The organism is Salaquimonas pukyongi (genome assembly GCF_001953055.1).
Classification (GTDB): Bacteria; Pseudomonadota; Alphaproteobacteria; order Rhizobiales; family Rhizobiaceae; genus Salaquimonas; species Salaquimonas pukyongi.
Genome location: NZ_CP019044.1, coordinates 2155740 through 2181430, shown reverse-complemented (window position 1 = coordinate 2181430; position 25691 = coordinate 2155740). Strand labels below are relative to the sequence as shown.

The following is a 25691-nucleotide window of genomic DNA, read 5'->3' as shown; positions in this document are numbered from 1 at the left end:
CGGCAATTTGTAACTTCCTGAAGCCGGATCGTGCGCAATTGCAATGGATAGAAAATGAAGCTCGGTGAACTGGCTGCGGCATCCGGAATTGACGGTCTCAACGAGCGGTTCGGACCGCAGGCTGAGCAAACTGCTATTGCAGGGATTACGGCTGATTCCAGACAGGTCGCACCGGGATATTTGTTCGTTGCGCTCAAGGGTACGGCTGCCGATGGCGCCGCTTACATTTCCCAGGCGATTGAAAAGGGTGCTGCGGCGGTCTTGATCCATGAAGGTGCGGGGCAGGAAGCGCTGCCGGTACCGGTTGCAAGGCTGGAAGATCCGCGGCAGGCGCTTTCCAGGCTGGCTGCAGCCTTCTATGCCGGGCAGCCTGAAACCATGGTTGCCGTTACCGGTACCGCCGGCAAGACATCGGTTGCCTCTTTCGTACGGCAGATTTGGGAAGGGACCGGCAAGAGCGCCGCCAGCATCGGCACGACGGGCGTCACCGCGCCCGGCCGCGAAGAATATGGCAGCCTGACGACGCCTGATCCGGTGGCGCTGCACGCGCTGCTGGCAGAGCTTGCCGGGGCGGGTGTGACCCATTGTTCGATGGAAGCCTCGTCCCACGGCCTCGACCAGTTCCGGCTTGATGGAGTGAGACTTGCAGCTGGGGCCTTTACCAATCTTGGCCGCGATCACATGGATTACCATCCCACGGTCGACCACTATTTCGATGCCAAAATGCGGCTGTTTGGCGATCTGCTTTCTCCGGGCTCGCCGGCGATCATCTTTGCCGATGATCCCTGGAGCGAAAAAGCGGTCGCGGCAGCGAAAGCTGCTGGCCAAACTGTGCTGACGGTCGGGCGCGCAGGTAGCTATATATCGCTCAAACGGGTCGAGCATGAGCGTTTCGGGCAGGTTGCCGAAATCCATCATGAAGGCAGGCATTACCGGGTGCCATTTCCACTGGCCGGCGATTTTCAGATCGCCAATGCCCTGGTTGCGGCAGGGCTTGCGATTTCCACCGGCAGCGAGCCTCAGGCCGTGATGCATGAGTTGGAGAAACTCAAAGGCGCTTCCGGGCGGCTGGAACTGGTTGGCTATTCTGCAAGCCATGCGCCGTGCTATGTGGATTACGCCCACAAGCCGGACGCGCTTGAAAACGTTCTTGCGTCACTGCGCCCCTTCACGACCGGAAAGCTGGTGTGTGTCTTCGGATGCGGTGGCGACCGCGACCCGGGCAAGCGGCCCATCATGGGCGAGATCGCCAGCAGGCTGGCGGACAGTGTAATCGTTACAGACGACAACCCGCGCAGCGAGGAACCGGCGGCGATCCGTGCGGCGATCATGGCGGCAGCCAAAGGCGCGAAGGAAATCGGTGACAGGGCCCAGGCGATAAACGAGGCTGTTTCCATGCTCGGCAAGGGAGACTGTCTGGTGGTCGCCGGCAAGGGACATGAGACCGGCCAGACCGTTGGCGAAACAACCCACCCCTTCAGTGATCATGAAGTGTTGCGCAACGCGCTGACCGCAGCCGGAGGCAAGGCTGCATGACGCTGCTGTGGGAAAGCGATGCGCTGCTGGCAGCAACGGCGGGCCGGCCGGTCGGCGCCATGCCGGAAGGGATTACCGGCATCTCCATCGACACGAGAACGCTAAAGCCGGGCGAAGCATTTTTTGCCATCAAGGGAGACCGGGTGGACGGTCATGACTATGTCACCGCAGCCATGAAGGCGGGCGCCGGGCTTGCCGTTGTTGCAGAAGAAAAGCTGGTGGCGCTCGGCGGTATTAGCATTCCGCTCGTCGTGGTGCGCGATGTGCTGGAGGCAATGCGCCAACTGGCTGCGGCAGCGCGCGCCAGAACAAAGGCACGCATTATTGCGGTGACCGGCAGCGTCGGCAAAACCACGACCAAGGAGATGATGCGCACGGTGCTTGCTGCGTCCGGCGCGGTGCATGCCTCGGCTGCCTCCTTCAACAACCATTGGGGCGTGCCGCTGACCTTGGCGCGCATGCCGGCGGATACCCGGTTTGGCGTTTTTGAAATCGGCATGAACCATCCCGATGAAATCCGGCCGCTCGTCAAGCTGGTGCGCCCGCATGTTGCGGTAATCACCAATGTGGCGGCCGCACATTTGGGTGCTTTCGACAGCGTCGATGCGATTGCCCATGCCAAGGCGGAGATTTTCGAAGGGGTGGTGCCGGGCGGGTACGGCCTGATCAATCATGATGACAAGCGCTTCAAGCTTCTGAAGGAATTGGCTGGCGAAGCAGGCATCGAACATCTGCTCACATTTGGCCGCAAACGCGGCAGCGACTACCGGCTTAAAAGCGTTTCCATTGAAGGCGATGCCTCGCATTTCGAGATCGCGATGGGAGGCAAGGTCCACAAGGGCGTGCTCAATGTGCCCGGGGAGCATCTTCTTTCCAATCTTCTCGCAGTCCTCGGCGTTGCGCACCTTGCTGGCGCCGATATGGAAAAATCCCTGGAAGCATGCGCATCCATCCGGACCGGCAAGGGACGGGGCGAACGCCACAAACTGAAATATGGCAAGGCCGGCTTTACCCTCATCGATGAAAGCTACAACGCCAATCCGGCTTCCATGCGGGCTGCGATCGAGATGCTGGGTGAGGCGGAGCCGGCCGGCCGTGGCCGCAGGATTGCCGTTCTTGGCGACATGCTGGAACTGGGCAAGGCAAGCGAAAAACTGCATCGGGAGCTTTCCCGGCTGCTTGAAGAAAACAACGTGCAGATAACGATTACGGCCGGAAACGTGATTGCCCCCCTTGCCGAAGCGCTCGGCAAGAAGAAGTCGTCTGGTCACTTTGCAGACTGGAAGCAAGCCAGGGCAAAATTGCTCGAAGTCTTGCGTTCAGGCGATGTGGTCATGGTAAAGGCTTCCAACGGTTTAAGATTCGGGGAGCTGGTTACCTCGCTCAAAAATGAGTTTTCCGGCGAAGCACAAGAATCCGGCAAGACCGGAAAAGAAAGCTAGCGCAGCCGGGGAGTGCCGGAAGGGGAACACCACCATGCTTTATTATCTGTATCAGGAATACGCAGCGTCCTTTTCCGGGTTCAACCTGTTCCGCTACATCACTTTTCGGACTGCCGGGGCGCTGGTGACCTCCGCCCTGTTCGTTTTCCTGTTTGGCCCGGCGATCATTTCGGCACTCCGGCTTCGCCAGGGCAAGGGGCAGCCGATCCGTGCCGACGGACCGGAAACCCATTTTTCGAAAGCCGGCACCCCGACCATGGGGGGATTGATCATCATCGTCGGCATTCTGGTTTCCTCGCTGATCTGGGCCAATCTGACCAGCGTCTATGTCACCGTGGTGCTGACGGTCATGCTCGGGTTCGGATTGATCGGGTTTTATGACGACTATCTGAAAGTGACCAATGCCAGCCACAAGGGGTTTTCCGGCAGGGTACGGCTGGTGCTCGAATTCCTGATTGCCGCCATTGCCTGTTTCGCCATCATGGCAAATGGCGAGCAGCCGTTTTCCTCCTCCCTCACAGTGCCCTTCTTCAAGGATGTGCTGATCGACCTGGGCATCTTCTTTGTGGCTTTCGGGGCCTTCGTAATTGTTGGTGCCGGCAATGCGGTCAACCTGACCGATGGGCTGGACGGCCTTGCCATCGTTCCGGTGATGATCGCTGCGGCTTCCTTCGGGGTCATTGCCTATCTTTCGGGTAACGCCATCTTCGCCAATTATCTGCAGATACATTTTGTGCTCGGTACCGGCGAGATTGCGGTTTTGTGTGGGGCGGTGATAGGGGCTGGGCTGGGCTTTTTGTGGTTCAATGCACCCCCGGCGGCGATCTTCATGGGGGATACCGGATCGCTGGCGCTTGGCGGCATGATCGGCAGCATCGCGGTGGCCACCAAGCACGAGATCGTTCTGGCGATCATTGGCGGGCTCTTTGTGGTCGAGGCGCTCTCCGTCATCATCCAGGTGTTTTCCTACAAGATGACCGGCAAACGGGTGTTCCGCATGGCGCCCATCCACCACCATTTCGAGAAAAAGGGCTGGACGGAAAGCCAGGTGGTCATCCGATTCTGGATCGTTGCGGTGATCCTGGCGATGATCGGCCTTTCAACCCTGAAACTGAGGTAGCTGGATTTAGAGCCTTTCACACCCAGATGGAAGCAGTTTGAATGGATGGATTTTTTGCATCTGACGAGGAAAACACCACAGCAGGATGTCTACCCATCCTGCGAGGATTTCAACGAAGTCAGGGCGAAAAAGGCGCCACAACAGGAGTCCAAGTGTTTGAAAAAATGATCTTTCTGCAATCGTCTGAACTTGGTTCTTTAGCCTTCGGGCGTCGTCGGGAAAAGCTCACGGTGTTTACACCGTGTCGCATTCCGCTTCCAGCCGAAGACCAAACTCCCTGCGTTCAAACGATTCAATCTGGGTGTGAAAGGCTCTAGAGACGTGATCGCGGCGAACACGGAAAAAGGAAAGCGGATTGCCCTGTTCGGGCTGGGCGGTTCCGGGCTGGTAACAGCACGATCACTGCTTGCCGGCGGGGCAGACCTTGTCTGTTTTGACGACAATCCCGCCAGTGTGGAAGCGGCGGCAGGCGAAGGGCTTCCAACCGGCGATCTCAGGGAAGTGGATTTTTCCAGCGTTGACGAACTGGTACTGGCGCCGGGCGTGCCGCTGACCCATCCCAAGCCGCACTGGACGGTGGAGATGGCCAGGGAAGCGGGCAAGCCGGTGATTGGCGATGTCGAGCTGTTCTGCCGCGAGCGGCGGGAAAAATGCCCGCAAAGCGTTTTCGCCGGCATCACCGGTACGAACGGAAAATCGACAACCACAGCGCTTGTTTCCCATGTATTTGCCGCTGCCGGGCGCGACGTTCAAATGGGCGGTAACATTGGCAGGGCCGTGCTGTCGCTCGATGAGCCAGCGCCAGACAAGGTTTATGTGGTCGAATGCTCCTCCTACCAGATCGATCTGGCGCCAACCCTCGACCCCAGTGTCGGGATATTGCTCAATCTGTCGCCCGATCATCTGGACCGGCATGGCACCATGGAAAATTATGCAGCAATAAAAAAGCGGCTGGTGGCCAACAGTGCAACGGCAATTACCGGTGTTGATGACGAATTTACCGCGGCCATTGCCGGCGAACTGAAGGCTGCAGGCCGGTCAGTGGTGACCATATCGGCAAAAGGGCCGCTTGATGACGGCATCTTTTTTGACGATGGCCGGCTGTGGCGGGCAGGTGCCGGCAAACCGGAACAGCTCTTCGACATGGCAGAAGCCCCGGCATTGCGCGGCAGCCATAACGGCCAGAATGCGGCAGCGGCCTGGGCTGCGGGAGAATGCGGAGGCCTGTCGGCAGAGCAAATCTGCCGGGGTCTTACCAGCTTTCCCGGTCTCATTCATCGCATGGAGCCGGTCGGAAGATGCAACGGTGTGCTTTTTGTCAACGACTCCAAGGGCACCAATGCCGATGCGGCGGCAAGGGCGCTTTCCTCCTACCATAACATATTCTGGATTGCGGGCGGGCTTGCCAAGGAAGGCGGGATCGAGCCGCTTCAGCCCTATTTCGGGCGCATCGAAAAAGCCTATCTGGTTGGCGAGGCAGCCCCCCAGTTTGCCGCTACCCTGGGGGCGGCTGTTGCTTTCGAAATCTCCGGAACAATCGAGCAGGCAGTTGCCAGCGCCGCTGCAGCCGCGGCGCAAAGCGGGCTGGATGAGCCGGTGGTGCTGCTTTCACCGGCATGCGCCAGTTTCGACCAGTTTCCCAATTTCGAGGTTCGCGGCGAAGCCTTTCGCCAGGCGGCCAAATCACTTAAGGGCTTTAAAGCCATGAAGGAGTTGACGTCATGATCAGCCGCGCGGACCGCTCACAGCTCGCCGAGTGGTGGCGAACCGTGGATCATCTCCTGCTTGGAATGATCCTTCTCCTGGTGATTTCCGGTTTTTTGCTGTCCTTTGCGGCAAGCCCGCCAGTGGCTGAACGCATCGGACTTTCCCCCTCTCATTTCACCATTCGCCATGCAATCTATCTTGTGCCTTCGCTGGCGCTGCTGGTCGGGCTTTCCTTCCTGACACCCAAGCAGGTGCGCCGCGCCGCACTGTTGCTGTTTGCCATCTCCATTCCCCTGTTGCTGGCGACGCTGTTTTTGGGGGCCGACGTCAAGGGGTCGCGGCGCTGGATATCGTTTGCCGGATTCTCGCTGCAGCCGTCGGAATTCGTCAAACCTGCCTTTGTGATCATTTCCGCTTGGCTGTTTGCCGAAAACACAAGACGGCCGGAAATACCCGGCAATCTGTTTTCCATCATTCTGTTCGGCATTGTCGCCGCGCTGTTGATCGCCCAGCCCGATTTCGGCCAGACCCTGCTGATCGGCACGGTCTGGGGCGGCATGTTCTTTCTTGCCGGCATGCCCTGGGCGTGGATTGCAGTGCTCGGACTGCTGGCTTTGTCGGGCATTGTGGCGGCCTATTTCTTCTTTCCCCACGTTGCCGGGCGCATCGACCGGTTCTGGACCGGCAGTGGTGACAATTTCCAGGTCGAGACCGCGCGTGAGGCGATCATCTCCGGTGGCTGGCTGGGGCAGGGCGCAGGCGAAGGAACGGTCAAGCGCTATCTGCCGGACAGCCATACCGATTTTACCTTCGCCGTGGCGTCGGAGGAATTCGGCATTATAGCCACCATCCTTCTGGTTGCGGTCTTCGCCTTCGTGGTGTTGCGCATTCTCAATACGGCATTGCGCGAGCGCGATATCTACATCCGGCTGGCAGTAAGCGGACTAGCCCTGCTGTTTGCAGTACAGTCCATGATCAACATGATGGTGACATTGCAACTGATCCCGGCCAAAGGCATGACCCTGCCGTTTATCTCTTATGGCGGCTCCTCGCTGATTGCCATGTCGATCGGCATGGGGTTTGCACTGGCGCTGACCCGGCGCCGTCCGGAAAGCTTGCGCGGGCCGCAAACCGGCCTCGATCTTAAACCGTACTCACCGGCGCGGGGTTTTTAGTTTTGGATAAACCGGTTCTGCTGGCTGCCGGCGGTACCGGCGGACATCTGTTTCCTGCCGAGGCACTGGCCCACGAACTGGTGGCTCGGGGCTATTGTCCAGTGCTGGTGACGGACAAGCGCGCCGAGCGGTTTACAACCGGGTTTCCGGCGGACAGCGTTCATGTGGTTGCTTCGGCCACGCTTTCATCGAAAAACCCACTGGCGGTTCTGCGGACCGGCTGGGCGCTGTTTAGGGGATACCGTCAATCCGCCAATCTGGTGCGGAAGATCAAGCCCCTGGCGGCTGTTGGCTTCGGCGGATACCCCACCGTGCCGCCGATGGTGGCGGCGACCTCGGCAAACGTGCCGGCAATCGTACATGAGCAGAATGCCATTTTGGGCCGTGCCAACCGGATGCTGGCGCCGCGGGTCAAGCTGATCGCCACCGGGTTTCGCCAGGTCGGCAAGGCCACCGACACGCTTACGCTGGAAACCGGCAATCCGGTGCGTCCCACGGTTTTGGCTGTTGAGGACGTGCCTTACCCGGAAAGATCGGCATCCGATGCGCTGCGCCTGGTCATATTCGGCGGTAGTCAGGGTGCACGGTTCTTCAGCGAGGCGATGCCGCCCGCACTGGCGCTGCTTTCAAAAGAGCAAAGGGCAAGATTGTCCATTGTGCAGCAGGCTCGCGAAGAGGATGAAGCAGCGCTGAAGGCAGCCTATGAAGGGCTGGGTATCAAAGCCGGTATTGCGCCTTTTTTCACCAGCATGCCGGAAGAGGTTTCCAGGGCGCATTTTGTTATTGCCCGGGCCGGCGCCTCCTCCGTCACCGAGCTTGCGGTGATCGGCAGGCCGAGCCTCCTGGTGCCGCTGCCGGAGTCTCTTGATGGCGATCAGGCGGCCAATGCGATTGCCATGGCCGAGGCTGACGGCGCCTATGTGGTCAAACAGGCGGAGCTGGATGCGGAACGGATTTCGGGATTTCTGCAACTTGCTCTTGATGAACCTGGCAGACTTTCCGCCATGGCGGCCAATGCCCGCAAAACCGGCATCGCCGATGCGGCAGGGCGGCTTGCCGATTGCGTCGAATGTGTTATCAGCGGCGGCGATCTCAACGCACTTAAATTCTGATTGTTCAGCTGCGGACCATTTCCCATGAGAATGACAGCCACCATCGGTACCGTTCATTTTGTCGGCATTGGCGGTATCGGCATGAGCGGCATTGCCGAAGTGCTGCACAATATCGGCTACAAGGTGCAGGGCTCCGACCAGGCCGAAAGCGCCAATGTGGAGCGCCTGCGCGCCAAGGGGATTACCGTTCACATCGGCCACAGGGCGGAAAATCTCGGTGAAGCGGAGGTGGTGGTCGCTTCAAGCGCCATCAAGCAGGACAATCCCGAACGGGTGGCTGCCCGCGAGCGGCGCATTCCGCTGGTGCGCCGGGCCGAGATGCTGGCAGAGCTGATGCGGTTCAAGAATGCCATCGCCATTGGCGGCACCCACGGCAAGACCACGACAACCTCCATGGTGGGGACGCTGCTGGAAGCTGGCGGGCTTGATCCGACTGTCATCAATGGCGGCATCATCAACCATCTCGGCACCAATGTGCGGCTGGGCGACGGAGACTGGATGGTGTGCGAGGCTGACGAGTCCGACGGCACGTTCCTGAAGCTTCCGGCAGACGTTGCAGTAGTGACCAATATCGACCCCGAGCATCTGGATCATTATGGCGATTATGATGCAGTCAAACAGGCCTTTCGGGATTTCGTAGAGAACGTTCCCTTCTATGGTTTTGGTGTTTGCTGCATCGATCACCCCGAAGTTCAGGCCATGGTTGCCAACATCACCGACCGGCGGGTGGTGACCTATGGCGAAAACCGGCAGGCCGATGTGCGGTTCCATAACATGGAAATTGCCGGGCCGAAAAGCCGTTTCGATGTGGACATCCGTGACCGCAAGAAGGGCGAGACATTGTCGATAACCGGCCTCGAATTGCCAATGGCGGGCCGCCACAATGTGTCGAATGCCACTGCCGCCATCGCCATTGCCCATGAGCTGGGCGTCGATGAGGAAGGCATCCGCAAGGGCATTGCCTCTTTCTCGGGCGTCAAGCGGCGCTTTACCCATACGGGAAGCTGGAACGGGGTTGAGATTTTCGATGATTACGCCCATCACCCCGTTGAAATCACGGCAGTGCTGAAGGCGGCCAGGGCCGCCGCATCCGGCAAGGTGATCGCCATCAAGCAGCCGCACCGCTTTTCCCGGCTGCAGGATCTGATGGGCGACTTCTGCGCCTGCTTCAACGATGCCGATATCGTCATGGTGGCGCCGGTCTATCAGGCAGGCGAAAGCCCGATTGAGGGCGTTGATGAGCACGCGCTGGTTTCCGGCCTGAAGGCCGCCGGCCATCGCGATGCCAGTGTTATATCCGGGCCTGAGGAAATCGCCGGCCGGGTGGCGGCGATTGCCGAACCGGGTGATTTCGTCATCTTTCTGGGTGCCGGTGACATCACCAAATGGGCCCATGCACTGCCGGGCGAGCTTGAAGCGCTCGGCAAGGAATAAAGGCGACACCAATGGCTAGCGCGGGCGAAGCATTGCTGGAGCGTCTGTCCGGGCAGTTGGACGGGCTGCGTGGCCGCCTGCAACCCGATGCCGACATGTCGAAACTGACCTGGTTTCGCGTCGGTGGACCGGCGGATTTGCTGTTTCAGCCGGCAGACGAAGACGATCTGGCGCTTTTTCTAAACCGGTTGCCGCAGGATGTTCCCGTCACGGTGGTGGGCGTCGGCTCCAATCTGCTGGTGCGCGATGGCGGCATAGAAGGCGTGGTGGTCCGCCTTTCCGCAAAAGGCTTTGGCGCGGTCGAACAGATTTCCCAAAATCGCCTCAAGGCTGGCGCTGCCGTGCTCGACAAGAAGCTTGCGGCGGCAGCGCTCGAAGCGGGCATTGGCGGCTTTGCCTTCTATCACGGCATTCCCGGCGGCATCGGGGGCGCCTTGCGCATGAATGCCGGTGCCAATGGTACGGAGACGACCGAGCGGGTTGTCGAAGTGACGGCAATAGACCGGCAGGGAAAGCGCCATGTGCTTTCCCATAACGACATGGGCTACACCTACCGCCACAGTTCGGCTGCGCCTGATCTCGTCTTTACGTCTGCCGTTTTTGAGGGCGGACCGCAGGATCGCGAAGAAATCCAAAAGGCGATGGATGAGGTTCAGCATCATCGCGAAACCGTGCAGCCTGTGAAGGAGAAGACCGGCGGATCGACCTTCAAGAACCCGCAAGGCCATTCAGCCTGGCGGCTGGTGGACGACGCGGGCATGCGGGGTTTTCGCGTCGGTGGTGCGCAGATGAGCCAGATGCATTGCAACTTCATGATCAACACCGGCGAAGCGACAGCCTATGATCTTGAAATGCTGGGCGAATCCGTCCGCCGAAAGGTCTTGGAAAATTCGGGAATTCGTTTAGACTGGGAAATCAAACGCATCGGGCGATTTGCCGACGGGGCGGAAGTCCAAGAGGGGATTTGACCGGCGCGGCAGGCGGAAGCAAGCCGGGGACAAGCTTGCAGCCTGAAAATGCGGCGACAACCGGTATCAAGCCGGGAAGCAATCAGACAGGGAAGAAGAGTGATCCGGCCGGATTGATTCCGGCAACGGATGGATTCTGATTCCGGCCGTATGCCGGAAATCGCAGTGGCGTTTGATGGAGGCAAGCCGGATGGCGGCCAAGCATGTGGCGGTATTGATGGGGGGATGGGCGGCGGAGCGTCCGGTATCGCTGTCTTCCGGCAATGCCTGTGCAGACGGCCTTGAGCGCGCCGGCTACAAGGTCACCCGGGTGGACATGGGGCGTGACGTGGCCGATGTCCTGAAAAAGCTCAATCCCGATGCCGTTTTCAATGCGTTGCACGGGCCGTTCGGCGAGGACGGGACCATTCAGGGCGTGCTGGAACTTCTCGAAATCCCTTACAGCCATTCCGGCGTATTGGCTTCGGCGCTGGCGATGGACAAGGAAAAGGCGAAGACGATTGCCCGGCGGGTCGGCATTCCGGTGGCCGAAGCAAAGATTCTCGATCGCAAGGATGCGGCCGAAAAGCACGTCATGGCACCGCCCTACGTTATCAAGCCGGTCAATGAGGGATCGTCCTTTGGCGTGCTGATCGTGCGCGAGGATCAGTCCCATCCGCCGCAGGAATTGTATTCCAGCGACTGGCCTTATGGCGAGCGAATCATGGTCGAACGCTACATTCCCGGGCGCGAATTGACCTGCGCGGTGATGGGCGATGTGGCGCTGGGCGTCACGGAAATCATTCCGGAAGGTCATGCATTCTACGATTATGACGCAAAATACGTCCAGGGCGGCTCAAAACACCGGTGTCCGGCAGAAATTAAACCAAATATTTACCAAAAGATTCAGACACTGTCGCTGAAGGCCCATCAGGCGATCGGATGCAGGGGCGTGACCCGTTCGGACTTCAGATTTGATGACGGACCGGCAGGGACGGGCGAGCTGGTCTGGCTTGAGGTCAATACCCAGCCGGGAATGACCCCGACCTCCCTTGTTCCCGAGATCGCCGCCCATGCTGGGCATACATTCGAAGAACTCCTTACCTGGATGGTGGAGGACGCAAGTTGCAACCGCTAGGCCCCATGGCCCCCGATACTGGATTTGACGCGATGCCGGAAGCGGTTTTCGGCAGCAGGGTCGTGCTGCCCCGTCTTCTGCGCAAGCCGGTTCGCCATTTGCAGCGGCTGTTTTCCGGCGGCATCCGGTTTTCCCGCCACGGCCTTGTTTGGTCTGCCCTTTGCCTTGTTGCTGTTTGCGGTGCTGCGGCTGTGCACCAGTCGGGTCATGGCCGCGCAATGGTGAGCAGTGTGGTCCAGGGGCTGGGTATCGCGGTCGCCCGCTATGAAATCTCCGGAAATATCGAGACGCCGGATACCGAAGTCGTCGGCATGATTGCCGCTACACCGGGCCACGCCATCCTGGAATACGATGTGGAGGCTGCCCGCAAGGCCCTTAGGGAGCATCCCTGGATCGAGGATGCGGTCGTCAGCCGGGTTTATCCAGATACAATTTCGATCAGCATCACCGAATATCCGCCGATGGCGCTCTGGCAGGCGCCTGACGGGGTCAAGATCATTGGCGAAAACGGCCGTGTGCTCGTCGACTATGACGGCAACCCGCGCGGCCTGCCGCTGATTGTCGGCAAGGGCGGCGAGCGCGAAGCCGATGCGATGCTGGAACTCATGCAGCGTTATCCCGGCATATCGTCGCGAACCAAGGCGATGGTGCGGGTAGGCGAGCGGCGCTGGGATCTGGAACTGGCCAGCGGCGTAACGATCATGTTGCCGGAAAGCGGCGAAGCAGCCGAACTTGAGCGGCTGTCGCGGATGGAACGCGATCAGGACTTGTTCGAACGCGATATCGAGATGATCGACATGCGCATGCCCGATCGCATGGTGATCCGCATGTCCCAAGAGGGCCGCGCACTGGTGCGTGCCAAGCGCGAAGAGCAGATCAAGCGCATGGCCACAGCCCAAAAGGAGAGGAACACATGAGTCTTCTCCGCAATGACGGCTTCATCCACGGCATCAAGCCGTTATCGTGCAAGAAACCGAGCGTTATCAGCATTCTTGACGTGGGAACGTCAAAAATCTGCTGCATCATCGCCACGCTCCATCCGCGCGATCAAAGCCAGGTGCTGCCCGGACGAACCCACAAGGTGGAGGTCATCGGCATCGGCCACCAGCGTTCGCGCGGGATCAAGTCTGGCGTCGTGATCAATCTGGATCAGGCGGAACAGGCGATCCGCAAATGCGTTGATGCAGCCGAAAGAATGGCCAATCTGACGGTGGAATCGCTGATCGTCAACGTATCCTCCGGGCGGCTGGTCAGCGAAGCGTTTTCGGCCAATGTGGACGTCGGCGGCCACGAGATTTCGCACAAGGATATTGCCCGGGTGTTGCGGGCCGGTGCCCAGCATGCACTGGCGCCGGAGCGCTCCGTCGTTCATTCCTTGCCGATCGGCTATACGCTTGATGGCGAGCAGGGCATTCTCGATCCGCGCGGCATGCTGGGTGAGACACTGGGAGTCGACATGCACGTGCTGACGGCCGAAAACGCCCCGCTGAGAAATCTCGAACTTTGCATCAACCGCGCCCATCTTTCCATCGAGGCGATGGTGGCGACACCCTATGCCTCCGGCCTTGCCGCACTGGTGGACGATGAAAGCGAAATGGGGTCTGCCTGCATCGACATGGGCGGCGGTACCACCACGCTGTCGGTGTTCATGAACGGGCGTTTCATCTATTGCGATGCAATTGCCGTTGGCGGTCATCATGTGACCATGGACCTGGCACGCGGCCTTTCAACGCGCCTTGACGATGCAGAGCGCCTGAAGGTGCTCCATGGCTCGGTGCTGGCCGGCGATGTGCGCGGCGACGACACGGTGTCGGTGCCAACCATGGAAGGCAGCGGCCAGGATGCGACGGCGCAGGTGGCGAAATCCCATCTCACCCGCATTATCCGCCCGCGCATCGAGGAAACGCTTGAGCTTATCCGGGACCGGCTGGCCCGTTCGGGGTTTGCCGATGCTGTCGGCAAGCGCGTGGTGTTGACCGGTGGTGCCTGCCAGCTCAACGGCGTTGGCGAAGCGGCAAAGCGCATCTTGTCGAAAAACGTGCGCATCGGGCGCCCGATGGGCATTCGCGGCATGCCGGAAGCGGCCAAGGGACCGGCCTTTTCAACCGCGGTGGGCCTGCTGGTTTATCCGCAGATATCACAGATCGAATTCACGCCGCCCCGGTTCGAAGAGCCGGCCTTCCTGATGACGGGAACGGGCGGAAGACTGCAACGCCTCGGCCAATGGCTGCGGCAGAGTTTGTAACGCAATTCCGCGTCCACGGCGGGGCGCGGAGGACATGGTTCTGGAAGACTAACCCTCTTTCCGGAACAAAAACGGAGACGAGGAAATGACGATCAATCTTCAAAAGCCCGATATCAGGGAACTCAAGCCGAAGATCACCGTATTCGGTGTCGGCGGCGGCGGCGGCAACGCTGTAAACAACATGATCAATGGCGGCCTTGAGGGCGTCGATTTCGTAGTGGCGAACACAGACGCCCAGGCGCTGGCCATCTCGAAGGCCGAACGGGTGATCCAGCTCGGCATCGATGTGACGGAAGGTCTTGGTGCGGGGTCTCAGCCGGATGTGGGCGAAGCGGCGGCTGAAGAATGTATGACCGAAATCCAGGATTATCTTTCGGGCACCCATATGTGTTTCGTAACCGCCGGAATGGGCGGGGGAACCGGTACGGGGGCGGCGCCTGTCGTTGCCCGAATTGCGCGCGAACTCGGCATCCTCACCGTGGGCGTGGTCACCAAGCCGTTCCAGTTTGAAGGTGGGCGCCGTCTGAAAACGGCCGAGGACGGCATCCTCGAACTGCAAAAAAACGTCGATACCCTGATCGTCATTCCGAACCAGAACCTGTTCCGTATCGCCAACGACAAGACCACCTTCGCCGACGCCTTCGGCATGGCAGACCAGGTGCTCTACTCAGGCGTTGCCTGCATTACCGACCTGATGGTCAAGGAAGGGCTCATCAATCTCGATTTTGCCGATGTGCGCTCGGTCATGCGCGAAATGGGCAAGGCGATGATGGGTACGGGCGAAGCTTCCGGTGAGGGGCGCGCGCTGCAGGCTGCAGAAGCGGCCATCTCCAATCCGCTGCTCGATGAAACCTCGATGCGCGGGGCGCAGGGCCTGCTGATCTCGATCACCGGCGGCCGCGACATGACGCTGTTCGAGGTGGATGAGGCGGCAACCCGCATTCGCGAGGAAATCGATGCGGAAGCCAACATCATCGTCGGTGCAACCTTTGATGAATCGCTGGATGGCGTGTTCCGCGTCTCCGTGGTTGCCACCGGTATCGACAATTCCGCCCGGCAGGCAAATCCGGCTTCCACACCGATGCGCACACAAGCGGTTTCCCGGGCCTCCATGCTGGCCAGCGCGCCGCAAACGGCAGAGACCGCTGCTTCTTCGCCGGTTTCGAAAACGGCCAGGGTTGAGGCAGCGCTGGAATTGCCGGCAACTGCTGAAAAGCGGGAGCAGGCCGAAAGTGTTGCACGCGACGGGATACACATCGCGCCGATGAAACCACAACCAATTGCTGCTTCCGACGACAGCGATGACGAGTTCAAAAAGGCGCTTGAAGACGAGTTGATGCCGGTAGCCGAACCTTATGTGCCCCCGGCGGCTGAAACGCCGAAAACCGGTGATGCGCCGGCCGTCGAGGATTTCCCGCCCGTTGCCCGTGATGGCATGGCGCACGGCACTGAAACCCGGCATGGCGGTGAGGAGCACCGCGACGGCAGTCCGTTCAGCCTGCTGCAGAAACTGAAAGCCGGCTTTGGTGCCCGTGAGGCGGCTGGCGAAACAGCAGAAACCTCCGATTCGCCGGTTAGAAGCGAGCCGGTGGTTGAGCTTGCGGCAAAAGCCGAGCCTGCTGGCCAAAGCGCGCCGCGGGATGTGGACAACCCCTATGCCCCCCGCCGGACGCAGGGCAGCGTTGATCAGACGGGCCGTCAGACCACCCAGGCACCCCAGCCTGCCCAGGCACGGCCGCTGCACGACGATGACCAGTTGGACATTCCGGCGTTCCTGCGCCGTCAAGCCAATTGATTTGACGGGTGTTTTAGGGTTTCAGCGGCATTTTCCGCCGGAAGCCGTACTCTGCTACGAAAGTTGGACCCCTGCCGCTCGCGGCGGGGGTTAATCTATTTTAACCTTTTGTTGTTATTGTTCTTTTTACGCAACGTAACGCCCTGTTCGTTACAATTGGTAAGAAAGCGTGATTTGGACATTCTGTTCCCTATGAGTACACAGATTGCAGCAGATTCCGGTACCAAGCGTGATCTGCACAATGATAAGCAAGCCTGTTTCATAGAGGGGAGCCATGCGGTCCGATAATCCGCAGGCGGATTTGAAACCGGTCAAGCAGGGATAATGGGGAACGTCGTGCTGGGATACCAGACAACACTTCACGAAAAACTGGAATTTTCGGGTATTGGCGTACATTCAGGCCAGCCTGTGACCATGACGCTTCTTCCCGCTGAAGCCAATACCGGCATCGTCTTCAACGTGACCTGCCCGAAAAACGGCCAGAACGAAGATATTCCGGCAAAATTCACCTCCATCGGCGCGACCGATCTTTGCACCGTCCTTGGCAACATGGGCGGTGTTTACATAGCGACCATCGAACATCTGATGGCGGCGCTGCGCGGTCTGAACGTGGACAATCTCATTGTCGAGGTGGAAGGCAACGAAATTCCGGTGATGGATGGCAGTGCGCGCCCCTATGTAGAGGCAATTCGCCAGACCGGTCTGAAGCAATTGTCGGTTCCACGCTGCTTCATCCGGGTGAAAAAGCCCGTACGGGTGGACATGGGCGCCTCCTGGGGTGAAATTGTGCCCCATGACGGAAGCCGCTTCGAAATCGAGATCGATTTCGACAGTGAGGTGATCGGGCGCCAGAAATTTGCCGCCGATCTGACCGCCGACGTGTTTGCCAACGAGATTTGCGGTGCACGCACCTTCGGTTTCATGAAGGATGTGGAGCGACTTTGGGCCGCCGGTTATGCACTGGGCTCCTCCCTTGAGAACTCCGTCGTCATCGGCGACGACAACCGCATCATCAATCCTGAAGGCCTGCGTTACGAAGACGAGTTTGTCCGCCACAAAGCGCTTGATGCTGTTGGCGACCTGGCACTTTCCGGTGCTCCTATTCTTGGCTGCTACCGTTCCTACCGTGGTGGCCACAAGCTGAATTCCCTGGTTCTGAAATCCCTGCTGTCCGACCGCGAAGCGTTTGAGTTCGTCGAAGTACCGATGAACCAGACCAGAGTGGGCTATTCCGAACTGGTGGCAGTGGGCGCGCCGGCATATGCGGCAGTGCTGGTCTGACGGCTTTATACGCCTTCAAGGCCCGATCAGAAAATCCGTTGATTTCCCTTGCGCCGTTTACCGCGTATGCAGTGAAATGTTTACGCTGCCCAAATGTTGCGGTAATTGAAGAGCAGTAGACGGGCTGAAGGGTTCCGGCAGGGGATTTCAAGTGGTTGCAATCCCTGTTTTCCGGTACGGTTTTTGAAGACTCATCGAAATTGTGGCCATGATTACGCAACGTTTTACATCGCTGGCATTTACCGGTTTTTCCCGTGCTTTCACGCTTGTTGCAGTGGTGGCCATGCTGGCGCTGGCCGGCTGCAAGTCGAGTGAGGTTTCCAGCAGCGATTTCGTCGATGATATTGTGCCTGCTGACGAACTCTACAACCAGGCGCTTTCCAGCATGGATGCAGGTAATCTGCGCCGGGCACAGAAAAAGCTCGAGCAGCTCGACAAGCAGCATCCGTATTCGGAATACTCCCGCAAGGCACTGATAATGCAGACATTTATCAGCTATCGGCAGCAGAAATACGAAGAGACAGCGCAGTTTGGCAAGCGGTATGTATCGCTTTATCCCGGAGACAGGGATGCGGCCTATGCGCAGTACCTGGTGGGCATGGCCTATCATCGCCAGATTCCCGAAGTGACCCGCGACCAGACGATCACCGCTCGTGCCTATAATGCCATGAACAATCTGGTGGAGCGCTATCCCGAGAGCGAATATGTCGAGGATGCCAAGGCGAAAATGCGTTATGCCCGCGACCAGATCGCCGGCAAGGAAATGGTGACAGGCCGCTATTACATGGAGCGGCGGGAGTTTCAGGCTGCCATCAACCGTTTCCGCTACGTGGTGGAGAAATTCCAGGATACCCGTCACATCGAGGAGGCGCTGGCCCGCATGACCGAGGCTTATTATTCGATTGGCCTTGCCAACGAGGCCCAGGCCGCAGCTGCCGTGCTGGGGCACAACTTCCCCGACAGTCAATGGTATGCCGATTCGCTGAAGCTGCTGCGCACGGGCGGACTTGAGCCGCGCGAAGACCCCAAATCCTGGCTGGCGGCCATCAGCCGGAATCTTTCCAAAAGATCCTGACCGCCGATGCTGGTTCAGCTGACGATCCGCGATATTGTGCTCATCGAGCGGCTGGATCTCGCTTTCAACGACGGCCTGTCGGTTCTGACGGGCGAAACCGGTGCCGGCAAATCCATCCTTCTGGACGCCATGTCCCTTTCGCTGGGAGCGCGCGGCGATGGCGGGTTGGTTCGCAATGGCTGTGATCAGGGCCAGGTTGCCGCCACCTTCGACCTGGCGGCAAGCCATCCCGTACAGGCCGTGCTCGAGAAACACGGCATTGCGCCGGAAGCCTTTCTCATTCTCAAGCGTATTCAATCTGCAGACGGCCGCAGCAAGGCTTTCGTCAACGATCAGCCGGTTTCTGTCTCGCTGATGCGGGAGATCGGCCGCCGGCTGGTTGAGCTGCACGGCCAGCACGATGAGCGCGCGTTGTTGCAGACCTCGGTGCACCGCGATCTGCTGGATGCCTTTGGCGGCCACCAGGGCCTTGTGGAGCGTGTTGGTGCCGCCTGGCGGGATTGGCAGGAGAAGCGCAAGGAGGTTGCCGCCTTCGCCGAGACGGTGGAAAATGCCCGCCGGGAATCGGACTATCTGCACAATGCGGTGGATGAGCTGACGGCCCTTGCTCCCCAGCCTGGCGAGGAAGGGGAACTGGCTGCCCGCCGGCAGGCCATGATGAAGGCCGAAGCGGTTGCCGCTGATCTCAACGAGGCTGCAGAAACCCTGTCGGGGGATGCCTCCCCCATTCCCGTGCTGATGGCGCTGGCAAAGCGGCTGGAGCGCAAGGCGCGGGAAGTGCCCGATACGCTGGAAACAGCGGTAACCCAGCTCGACCAGGGGCTGGATGCCATCTATCGCGCGCAACAGACCATCGAGGCGGCCCTTTCGGCGGCCGATTTTGATCCGCGTGAACTGGAACAGGCCGAAGAACGGCTGTTTTCCCTTCGCGCAGCATCACGAAAATACGGTGTCGCGGTGGAAAACCTGCCGGAACTGGCCGTGAAACTGGCTGATGATCTGGAGGCGCTGGTATCCGGCGAGGACCGGCTGCAAGCCCTCAAGCGCGAGTTGGAAGCACTGGAAAAGGACTATCACGGGCTGGCGGACCGGCTTTCGGGCGAGCGTTCTTCGGCAGCCTCCGCGCTGGCCGAGATGGTGATGCGCGAATTGCCGCCCCTGAAGCTTGAGGCTGCCCGCTTCATGGTTCGCCAGGAAGCCGACAAGGCCAATGCCGGCGCTGCGGGAATCGATTCAATCGAATTCTGGGTGCAGACCAATCCGGGCACCAAGCCCGGTCCGATGATCAAGGTCGCCTCGGGTGGTGAACTGTCGCGCTTCCTGCTGGCGCTGAAGGTGGCGCTGGCCGACAAGGGATCAGCCCCGACGCTGGTATTCGACGAGATCGATACCGGCATTGGCGGTGCGGTGGCCGATGCCATTGGCCGGCGCTTGCGGCGGCTTGCCGAAAAGGTGCAGGTGCTCTCGGTTACCCATGCGCCGCAGGTGGCCGCACGCGCAACCAGCCATTTCGTCATCACCAAACAGCAGCTTGAAGCAACCGGGCAGGAGCGCACCGAAACACAGGTTGCGGCGATTTCGCAATCTGACCGGCGCGAGGAGATTGCCCGGATGCTGGCCGGTGCGCAGATTACCGACGAGGCGCGGGCCGCGGCACAGCAGCTGATGGACCACTCGGCGGCGTGAACCAGCAAGGTTTCAGCTTCGCACCGCCGTGCTTGACTGGCGGGCAAGAGTGTAGAAAATTCAACGAACGGGGTCGCATCGAGGAGGGATTGATGGCTCGCAGGAGGATTGGCACCACAATCTGCGCCGTTCTTGGTTTGATGGTGGGCTTTTGTTTTTCGCCAGGAATGGCAGGCGATGCGTCGGCCAAGGTCAAGGTCAGTGTCAAAACGACGTATTATCCGATATCGGGCAAGAGCGGCAAGGCCCTCAATGCGAGCATGCTGCGCGGCGGGTCGAACCGCATCAGTCTGAGCCACGCGGTAGCAGCAACGGAGACCGAGCTCGACTTCGGCGAGCCGAAGATTTCAATCAAGAAAGGCAAATGCATTGTCGAGGATGTCGATGTGTATTTGAAGATCCGCTACATCTATCCGAAATGGAAGGGCAGGGGTGCGGCCAAAACGCAGGTCCGCAAGCGCTGGGATGCCTTCTGGCGGGAATTGAAGCGCCATGAGGAAAACCATGGCGAGATTGCCAAGGCCGGCGCGAAGGCGCTGGAAAAGGAATTGATGCGCATGAAGGGCAATGTTGCCCTTGGCTGCGCCGATTTCGGCGGCTTTGCAAGGCTGAGGCTTGATGCGATCATCCGCAAGACGGCCAGGGCGCAGCGGAATTTCGATCGCCGGGAATATGCCGCATCCAGCAAGATATCACGCCTGCAAAGGCTGCTCTACGAAGCACGCTGACACCGCACGCCTTTCATTCACACCACGTTCAAAATAACTGACTGGAACCGGCTGCCGTCATGTGCATGATGCCAGGCAGGTTCTATTTCCCGCAGGTTGCATGACATCTGAATACGCCGACATTCCGGTCGAGGAACTGACCGAAGAAAGCGCTGCCGTTGAGCTTGAGCGGCTGGCAAGGGAAATCCTGCGCCACGACAAGCTTTATCATGGCGGCGACAGCCCGGAAATCAGCGATGCAGCCTATGATGCGCTGCGCCGCCGCAATCTGGCAGTCGAGCAGGCATTTCCCCATCTGGTGCGGGAGGATTCGCCCTCGCGCAGGGTAGGGTTTGTTGCGCTCGACAAGTTCGAGAAGATAACCCACGCAATGCCGATGCTGTCGCTGGCCAATGCGTTCAGCGACGAGGACGTCGCCGATTTCTGGGATTCGGTGACCCGCTTCCTGAAGCTCGATGGCCGGCCGGCACTGACGGCGGAACCGAAAATCGACGGATTGTCCCTGTCGTTGCGCTATGAAAACGGCAGGCTGGCAAGCGCTGCAACCCGCGGCGACGGCGTGGTGGGCGAGAACGTGACCACCAATGCTCGGACCATTTCCGACATCCCCAATGTGCTGGCAGGGAATGACATTCCGCAGGTCGTCGAAGTGCGCGGCGAGGTCTACATGACCAAGCAGGCCTTTCAGGCATTGAACGCAAAGCTCGAAGCAGAAGGCAAGCCGGCATATGTAAACCCGCGCAATACGGCTGCAGGCTCCCTGCGCCAGTTGGACAGCGCTGTAACCGCGCAGCGTCCCTTGCGCTTTTTTGCCTATGCCTGGGGCGAAATGAGCTCCGTGCCGCGCAGCACCCAGATGGAAATGGTGGCGCTGCTGGGGCAATGGGGTTTCAAGACAAACCCGCTGATGAAGCGCTTTACTGGGCTTGCAGAATTGTTGGAGCACTATCACGCCATTGAGGAGGGGCGCGCCGAGCTTGCCTATGACATTGATGGCGTTGTCTACAAGGTGGACGATCTTGGCCTGCAGGCGCGGCTTGGCATGCGGTCCAATTCGCCGCGCTGGGCGATAGCGCACAAGTTTCCGGCCGAAAAGGCCTGGACCCTGCTCAAGGACATCGAAATACAGATCGGGCGAACCGGAGCGCTGACACCGGTTGCAAGGCTGGAGCCGGTAACGGTGGGCGGCGTTGTGGTAACCAATGCAACGATGCACAATGAGGATTATATCAAGGGCATCGGCAATGATGGTCAGCCGATCCGCGGCGGCAAGGATTTGCGCATCGGCGATACGGTGATGGTTCAGCGGGCTGGTGATGTCATTCCGCAGATACTGGACGCCGATCTGGAAAAACGCCCAGAGGATTCACGTCCGTTCGAGTTTCCCACCGTGTGTCCTGCCTGCGGAAGCCATGCTGTTCGCGAGGTCAATGTTCAGACAGGAAAACAGGATTCAGTTCGGCGCTGTACCGGCGGGTTGATTTGCCCGGCCCAGGCGGTGGAGCGGCTGAAGCATTTCGTCAGCCGCAATGCGTTCGACATAGAAGGCCTCGGGGACAAGCAGGTCGAAGCGTTTTACGCCGAAGGGATGATCAGGACGGCAGCAGACATTTTCAGGCTCAGGGAAGAAGATGAAAAATCCTTGAAGCGGCTGAAAGACCGGGAAGGCTGGGGCGAGACCAGCGCGAAGAACCTGTTTGAGGCGATTGAGGTCAGGCGTGATATTGCCCTTTACCGGTTCATTTTCGGGCTTGGCATTCGCCATGTTGGCGAACAGACCGCGAAGGATCTGGCCCGCGCTTACGGCGATATTGACGCATTCAGCGCCGCAATGAAGAAACTGGCGGCAGGAGAAGAGGAAGCGCAGGAAGAACTGATCGCCATCGACGGCATTGGTGGCACGGTTGCCTTTGCCCTCAAGGAGTTCTTCGCCGAGCCGCGCAATGTGGCTGTCTATGATGCGCTGCTTGAAGAAGTGCGCCCGCAGCCCGCCGAGCAGGCAGCAAGCGACTCGCCGGTTGCCGGCAAGACGATCGTCTTTACCGGATCGCTGGAACGCATGACGCGGGATGAAGCAAAGGCCATGGCCGAGCGTCTTGGGGCAAAGGTCTCCGGCTCGGTTTCTTCCAAAACCGATCTCGTGGTGGCTGGTCCCGGCGCGGGCTCCAAGCTGAAAAAGGCAGCCGATCTGGGTGTGGAAACCACCGACGAGGACGGCTGGTTTGAACTGGTGGGGCAGGCATGAGCCAAGAGCAGCAGGTAAAGACTGCCGAAACGCGCAATGGCGGTAGCAGGGAAGAAATTCTGGCGGCACTGCGCGATCAGGCACCGCTGGTATTTCCGGTTACCGCTTTCGGCATGATCTTCGGTGCCGCATCGACAGCAGCGGGCCATTCCATTGCGATGACGGTTTGGTCGAGTATTGCCATCTTTGCCGGTGCCAGCCAGTTCGTTTTCCTCGATGTCTACCGGCTGGGGGTTCCTGCCTGGTCGGTGGTGTTGGCGGTATTTGCGGTCAACTTCCGCCATATTCTTTATTCGGCGGCAATCGGCAGCAAGATTTCCCATTTTCCGCCTCTGGCCAAGCTCGCCGCATTCTTTCTGCTGACTGACCTTCAGTTTGCGGTGGTCGAGAAACGGCATGAAAATTCAGCCGGAAGACTGGTCATAACGCTGGCCTATTATTTTGCCTTCGGTCTTTCCGGTTACCTCATGTGGATATCGGCAACAGCGGTGGGGGCGCTTTTCGGTTCCCTGATCGAAGACCCCGCGCTAATCGGCCTCGATTTCATTCTGCCGATTTATTTTCTATCCATCCTGATGGGCTTCCGCAGCCGGCGCAATTTTCTTCCGGTAGTGGTGGTAAGCGCGGTTGTGGCGGTCGCCGTTGAGAAGACACTGGGTGCGCCCTGGCACATTTCGATTGGCGCCTTGTGCGGGGTTGCGACGGCAATCCTGCTTTCGCTTTCGGGTGGAGAAAAGGAACTGACACAGGCAGAAGGAGAGGGCGGCAGCAATGGATGAGGTGCTGGCATTTTACGGCCGCCATGAGGTGGCGCTGCTGATTGCCATGCTGGGCCTGGTGACCCTTGCAACGCGCGCTGCGGGCTATCTGGTTCTGGCGCGTTTCCAGCGTATTCCCGCGCCGGTACAGGCGGGGCTTGAAGCCGTGCCGGCCGCGGTTATCACGACGCTGGTTCTGCCACCCGCACTGACCGCCGGGCCGGCGGAAATGATTGCCATGATTGCAGCAGGACTCGCCTGTCTGCGCCTGCCGCCCGTTGCGGTAATCGCTCTGGGCATCGGCCTGCTGGTGATGTTGCGCCAGTTAGGGCTTTGACTCTAACAGCGGGCGGGTAGCCTGCTGAAGCCAGGCACGTTCCGCGTCCTCCAGATGGGGCGAAAGCGCCCGATGAACTGCGTCATGATAGGTGTTCAGCCATTCGGTTTCATGCGGTGACAGAAGGCCGGCGTCAATCAGCCTGTGGTCGAACGGGCACAATGTGATCGTTTCAAACCCCAGCATCGGCATGTCGCCACCTGCAATTGACGATGCTTCTTTAACGATCACGAGGTTCTCCAGCCGGATGCCATAGTGCCCCTCGCGATAGTAGCCGGGCTCGTTGGAGATGATCATTCCAGGCAGCAATTCCTGCATTCCGCGTTTGGAGATCGATTGGGGGCCTTCATGCACGTTGAGAAATGCGCCGATGCCATGGCCTGTGCCGTGGGCGAAATCCTTGCCGGCCTGCCACAGTGGTTTGCGGGCGTGGGAATCCAGGTCGACACCGCGGGTTCCTTCCGGAAAGCGTATTGTGGCGATGGCGATGTGCCCCTTGAGAACAAGGGTATAGTCGCGTGCTGCGCCCTTTGGCGGGTCGCCGATTGCAACGGTGCGGGTAATGTCCGTGGTTCCGTCTTCATATTGTCCGCCTGAATCAACGAGATAAAGATTGTTCGGCTGAAGCGTGGCGTTGGTTGCCTCGGTCACCCGGTAGTGGATGATCGCGCCATTGGGTCCGGCACCAGATATCGTGTCGAAGGAGATTTCCTTCAATTCGCTGTTCATTGCGGCTGCGGTTTGGCGGCGCATTGTCTCCAGCTTGCAGGCAGCGCCGATCTCGTCCACGGAGCCCGGCTCCTGGCCGTCAAGCCAGGCAAGAAAGCGCACCATGGCAACACCATCGCGCAGATGGGCATCTCGTGCGCCTGCAAGTTCAACCCCGTTCTTGACCGCCCGCAACAGGGCCACCGGATCCTGCCCCTCGATGATCCGCCCTCCGGCGCCGGTGATGCCATCGGCAAGAGCACGGACAACCAGCTGCGGATCGCAGTGGAAACTGTGGCCATCGGCATTGGCGGCAAGCCAGTCATTCAGATCGGAGGGTTTTCGCAGTTCCGCCAGGGCCTCAAGCCCGGCTTCTGTTTCATCGTCGAGTTTGCGGCGGTCGATGAAGAGCACGGGTTTTGTTCCATCTGCAAACAGCACGGCGAAGGCGAGCGCCAGCGGATTGTGGGCAACATCGCTGCCGCGCAGGTTGAACGTCCAGGCAATTGATGCGGGATCGGTCGCCAGCAGGCAGTCGGCGCCAGCCTCCTTCAGCTTTTCTGCAAGGCCGGCCAGTTTGTCTTGCGCCGGCTTGCCCGAAAACCGTTCGGGGTGCAGCCAGGCCCTGCCCAGCGGTGGTGACGGGCGGTCATGCCAGATCCGGTCGATCAGGTTGCCGACCGGTTTGAGGGTTGCTCCGGCTTTCGAACAGGCCTTCTCCCAGCTCTTGGCCTGTGCGATGGTCATCGTCCAGGGATCGAAGCCGACCGCATCGTTTTCCTGCAGGATGCCGGCGGCAAAGCGTGCGGGTGGTTGTGTCACCAGGCTGCGGATTTCAAAATCACTGCTGTTGACCTGGTTTTCTGCCTGAAGGGCATAGCGCCCGTCGACAAACAGAAATGCCTGTGTTTTGCCGACGATGGCAAACCCGGCAGAACCGGTAAAGCCGGTCAGATAGGCAAGCCGCTCGGCGCAAGGGGGCAGGTATTCGTTCTGGTGTTCATCGCCATGGGGAACCAGATACCATCCGATGCCGGCCTGGGCCATGGCGTCACGAAGGTTGTCAAGGCGGCCATCTGCGGCGGCAGCAGGTGGTGCATTAAAGGTTTGAAACAAGCTAGCCTACCTCTGCGGAACCGGGATGGTGTTAGAGCGTGTCCTGGTCAGATGGAAACCCCTGAACCTAGTTCCCGGGCCGTCGGACCGCGTTGCAAAAAGCTGA

The 25691-nt window shown here is 59.6% G+C and carries 20 protein-coding genes; 19 read left to right on the top strand and 1 reads right to left on the bottom strand.

From position 1 onward, the window contains the following. The first annotated feature begins 54 nt into the window (after window positions 1–54). From BVL55_RS10440 to BVL55_RS10350, 19 genes are all read left to right on the top strand, one after another. The gene (locus BVL55_RS10440) at window positions 55–1536 is read left to right on the top strand and encodes a UDP-N-acetylmuramoyl-L-alanyl-D-glutamate--2,6-diaminopimelate ligase (protein WP_075996848.1); all 1482 of its coding nucleotides are present in this window, start codon (window positions 55–57) and stop codon (window positions 1534–1536) included. Continuing rightward, window positions 1533–2978 carry a UDP-N-acetylmuramoylalanyl-D-glutamyl-2,6-diaminopimelate--D-alanyl-D-alanine ligase gene (locus BVL55_RS10435; protein WP_075996847.1) on the top strand — a complete coding sequence of 482 codons (1446 nt, stop codon included), beginning with the start codon at window positions 1533–1535 and terminating at the stop codon, window positions 2976–2978. The genes BVL55_RS10440 and BVL55_RS10435 overlap by 4 nt, the downstream gene beginning before the upstream one ends. Window positions 2979–3012: 34 nt before the next feature. Beyond that, entirely contained in the window at window positions 3013–4098 is a 1086-nt protein-coding gene (gene mraY / locus BVL55_RS10430) for a phospho-N-acetylmuramoyl-pentapeptide-transferase (RefSeq protein WP_075996846.1), read from the top strand. Window positions 4099–4419: 321 nt separating this feature from the next. After that, entirely contained in the window at window positions 4420–5823 is a 1404-nt protein-coding gene (murD, locus tag BVL55_RS10425) for a UDP-N-acetylmuramoyl-L-alanine--D-glutamate ligase (protein WP_075996845.1), read from the top strand. After that, window positions 5820–6980, top strand: coding sequence for an FtsW/RodA/SpoVE family cell cycle protein (locus BVL55_RS10420; protein ID WP_075996844.1), 1161 nt, complete (start codon window positions 5820–5822; stop codon window positions 6978–6980). Before murD ends, BVL55_RS10420 begins: the two co-directional genes overlap by 4 nt. 2 nt (window positions 6981–6982) lie before the next feature. Beyond that, entirely contained in the window at window positions 6983–8092 is a 1110-nt protein-coding gene (locus tag BVL55_RS10415; protein WP_075996843.1) for a UDP-N-acetylglucosamine--N-acetylmuramyl-(pentapeptide) pyrophosphoryl-undecaprenol N-acetylglucosamine transferase, read from the top strand. Window positions 8093–8116: 24 nt separating this feature from the next. Then, complete coding sequence (murC, locus tag BVL55_RS10410; RefSeq protein ID WP_075996842.1) at window positions 8117–9526, top strand: UDP-N-acetylmuramate--L-alanine ligase; 1410 nt, start codon at window positions 8117–8119, stop codon at window positions 9524–9526. 11 nt (window positions 9527–9537) lie between these two features. Continuing rightward, entirely contained in the window at window positions 9538–10494 is a 957-nt protein-coding gene (gene murB, locus BVL55_RS10405) for a UDP-N-acetylmuramate dehydrogenase (RefSeq protein WP_075996841.1), read from the top strand. Window positions 10495–10684: 190 nt separating this feature from the next. Further along, complete coding sequence (locus BVL55_RS10400) at window positions 10685–11611, top strand: D-alanine--D-alanine ligase (protein ID WP_075998071.1); 927 nt, start codon at window positions 10685–10687, stop codon at window positions 11609–11611. A gap of 5 nt (window positions 11612–11616) precedes the next feature. Then, window positions 11617–12528: a cell division protein FtsQ/DivIB gene (locus tag BVL55_RS10395; protein ID WP_075996840.1), complete on the top strand. Its 912-nt coding sequence runs from the start codon at window positions 11617–11619 to the stop codon at window positions 12526–12528. Further along, on the top strand, window positions 12525–13856 hold the full coding sequence (gene ftsA / locus BVL55_RS10390; protein ID WP_075996839.1) for a cell division protein FtsA: 1332 nt from the start codon (window positions 12525–12527) through the stop codon (window positions 13854–13856). The genes BVL55_RS10395 and ftsA overlap by 4 nt, the downstream gene beginning before the upstream one ends. Window positions 13857–13941: 85 nt before the next feature. Then, window positions 13942–15651 carry a cell division protein FtsZ gene (ftsZ, locus tag BVL55_RS10385; RefSeq protein WP_075996838.1) on the top strand — a complete coding sequence of 570 codons (1710 nt, stop codon included), beginning with the start codon at window positions 13942–13944 and terminating at the stop codon, window positions 15649–15651. Window positions 15652–15975: 324 nt separating this feature from the next. Next, window positions 15976–16932: a UDP-3-O-acyl-N-acetylglucosamine deacetylase gene (gene lpxC / locus BVL55_RS10380; RefSeq protein ID WP_075996837.1), complete on the top strand. Its 957-nt coding sequence runs from the start codon at window positions 15976–15978 to the stop codon at window positions 16930–16932. A gap of 208 nt (window positions 16933–17140) precedes the next feature. Next, complete coding sequence (locus tag BVL55_RS10375; protein WP_075996836.1) at window positions 17141–18007, top strand: outer membrane protein assembly factor BamD; 867 nt, start codon at window positions 17141–17143, stop codon at window positions 18005–18007. A 6-nt stretch (window positions 18008–18013) separates the two neighbouring features. After that, window positions 18014–19693 carry a DNA repair protein RecN gene (recN, locus tag BVL55_RS10370; RefSeq protein WP_075996835.1) on the top strand — a complete coding sequence of 560 codons (1680 nt, stop codon included), beginning with the start codon at window positions 18014–18016 and terminating at the stop codon, window positions 19691–19693. Window positions 19694–19785: 92 nt separating this feature from the next. After that, a complete protein-coding gene (locus BVL55_RS10365; protein ID WP_083649485.1) occupies window positions 19786–20421 on the top strand; it encodes a DUF922 domain-containing protein in 636 nt (211 codons plus the stop codon). 100 nt (window positions 20422–20521) lie between these two features. After that, the gene (gene ligA / locus BVL55_RS10360) at window positions 20522–22666 is read left to right on the top strand and encodes an NAD-dependent DNA ligase LigA (protein ID WP_075996833.1); all 2145 of its coding nucleotides are present in this window, start codon (window positions 20522–20524) and stop codon (window positions 22664–22666) included. After that, window positions 22663–23445: an AzlC family ABC transporter permease gene (locus BVL55_RS10355; RefSeq protein ID WP_075996832.1), complete on the top strand. Its 783-nt coding sequence runs from the start codon at window positions 22663–22665 to the stop codon at window positions 23443–23445. Before ligA ends, BVL55_RS10355 begins: the two co-directional genes overlap by 4 nt. Continuing rightward, window positions 23438–23761 (top strand): AzlD family protein, encoded by a 324-nt coding sequence (locus BVL55_RS10350; RefSeq protein WP_075996831.1) that lies wholly within the window; start codon window positions 23438–23440, stop codon window positions 23759–23761. Before BVL55_RS10355 ends, BVL55_RS10350 begins: the two co-directional genes overlap by 8 nt. Here BVL55_RS10350 and BVL55_RS10345 read toward each other — a convergent pair. After that, entirely contained in the window at window positions 23750–25585 is a 1836-nt protein-coding gene (locus tag BVL55_RS10345) for an aminopeptidase P family protein (protein ID WP_075996830.1), read from the bottom strand. The genes BVL55_RS10350 and BVL55_RS10345 overlap by 12 nt on opposite strands. Window positions 25586–25691 lie beyond the last annotated feature (106 nt).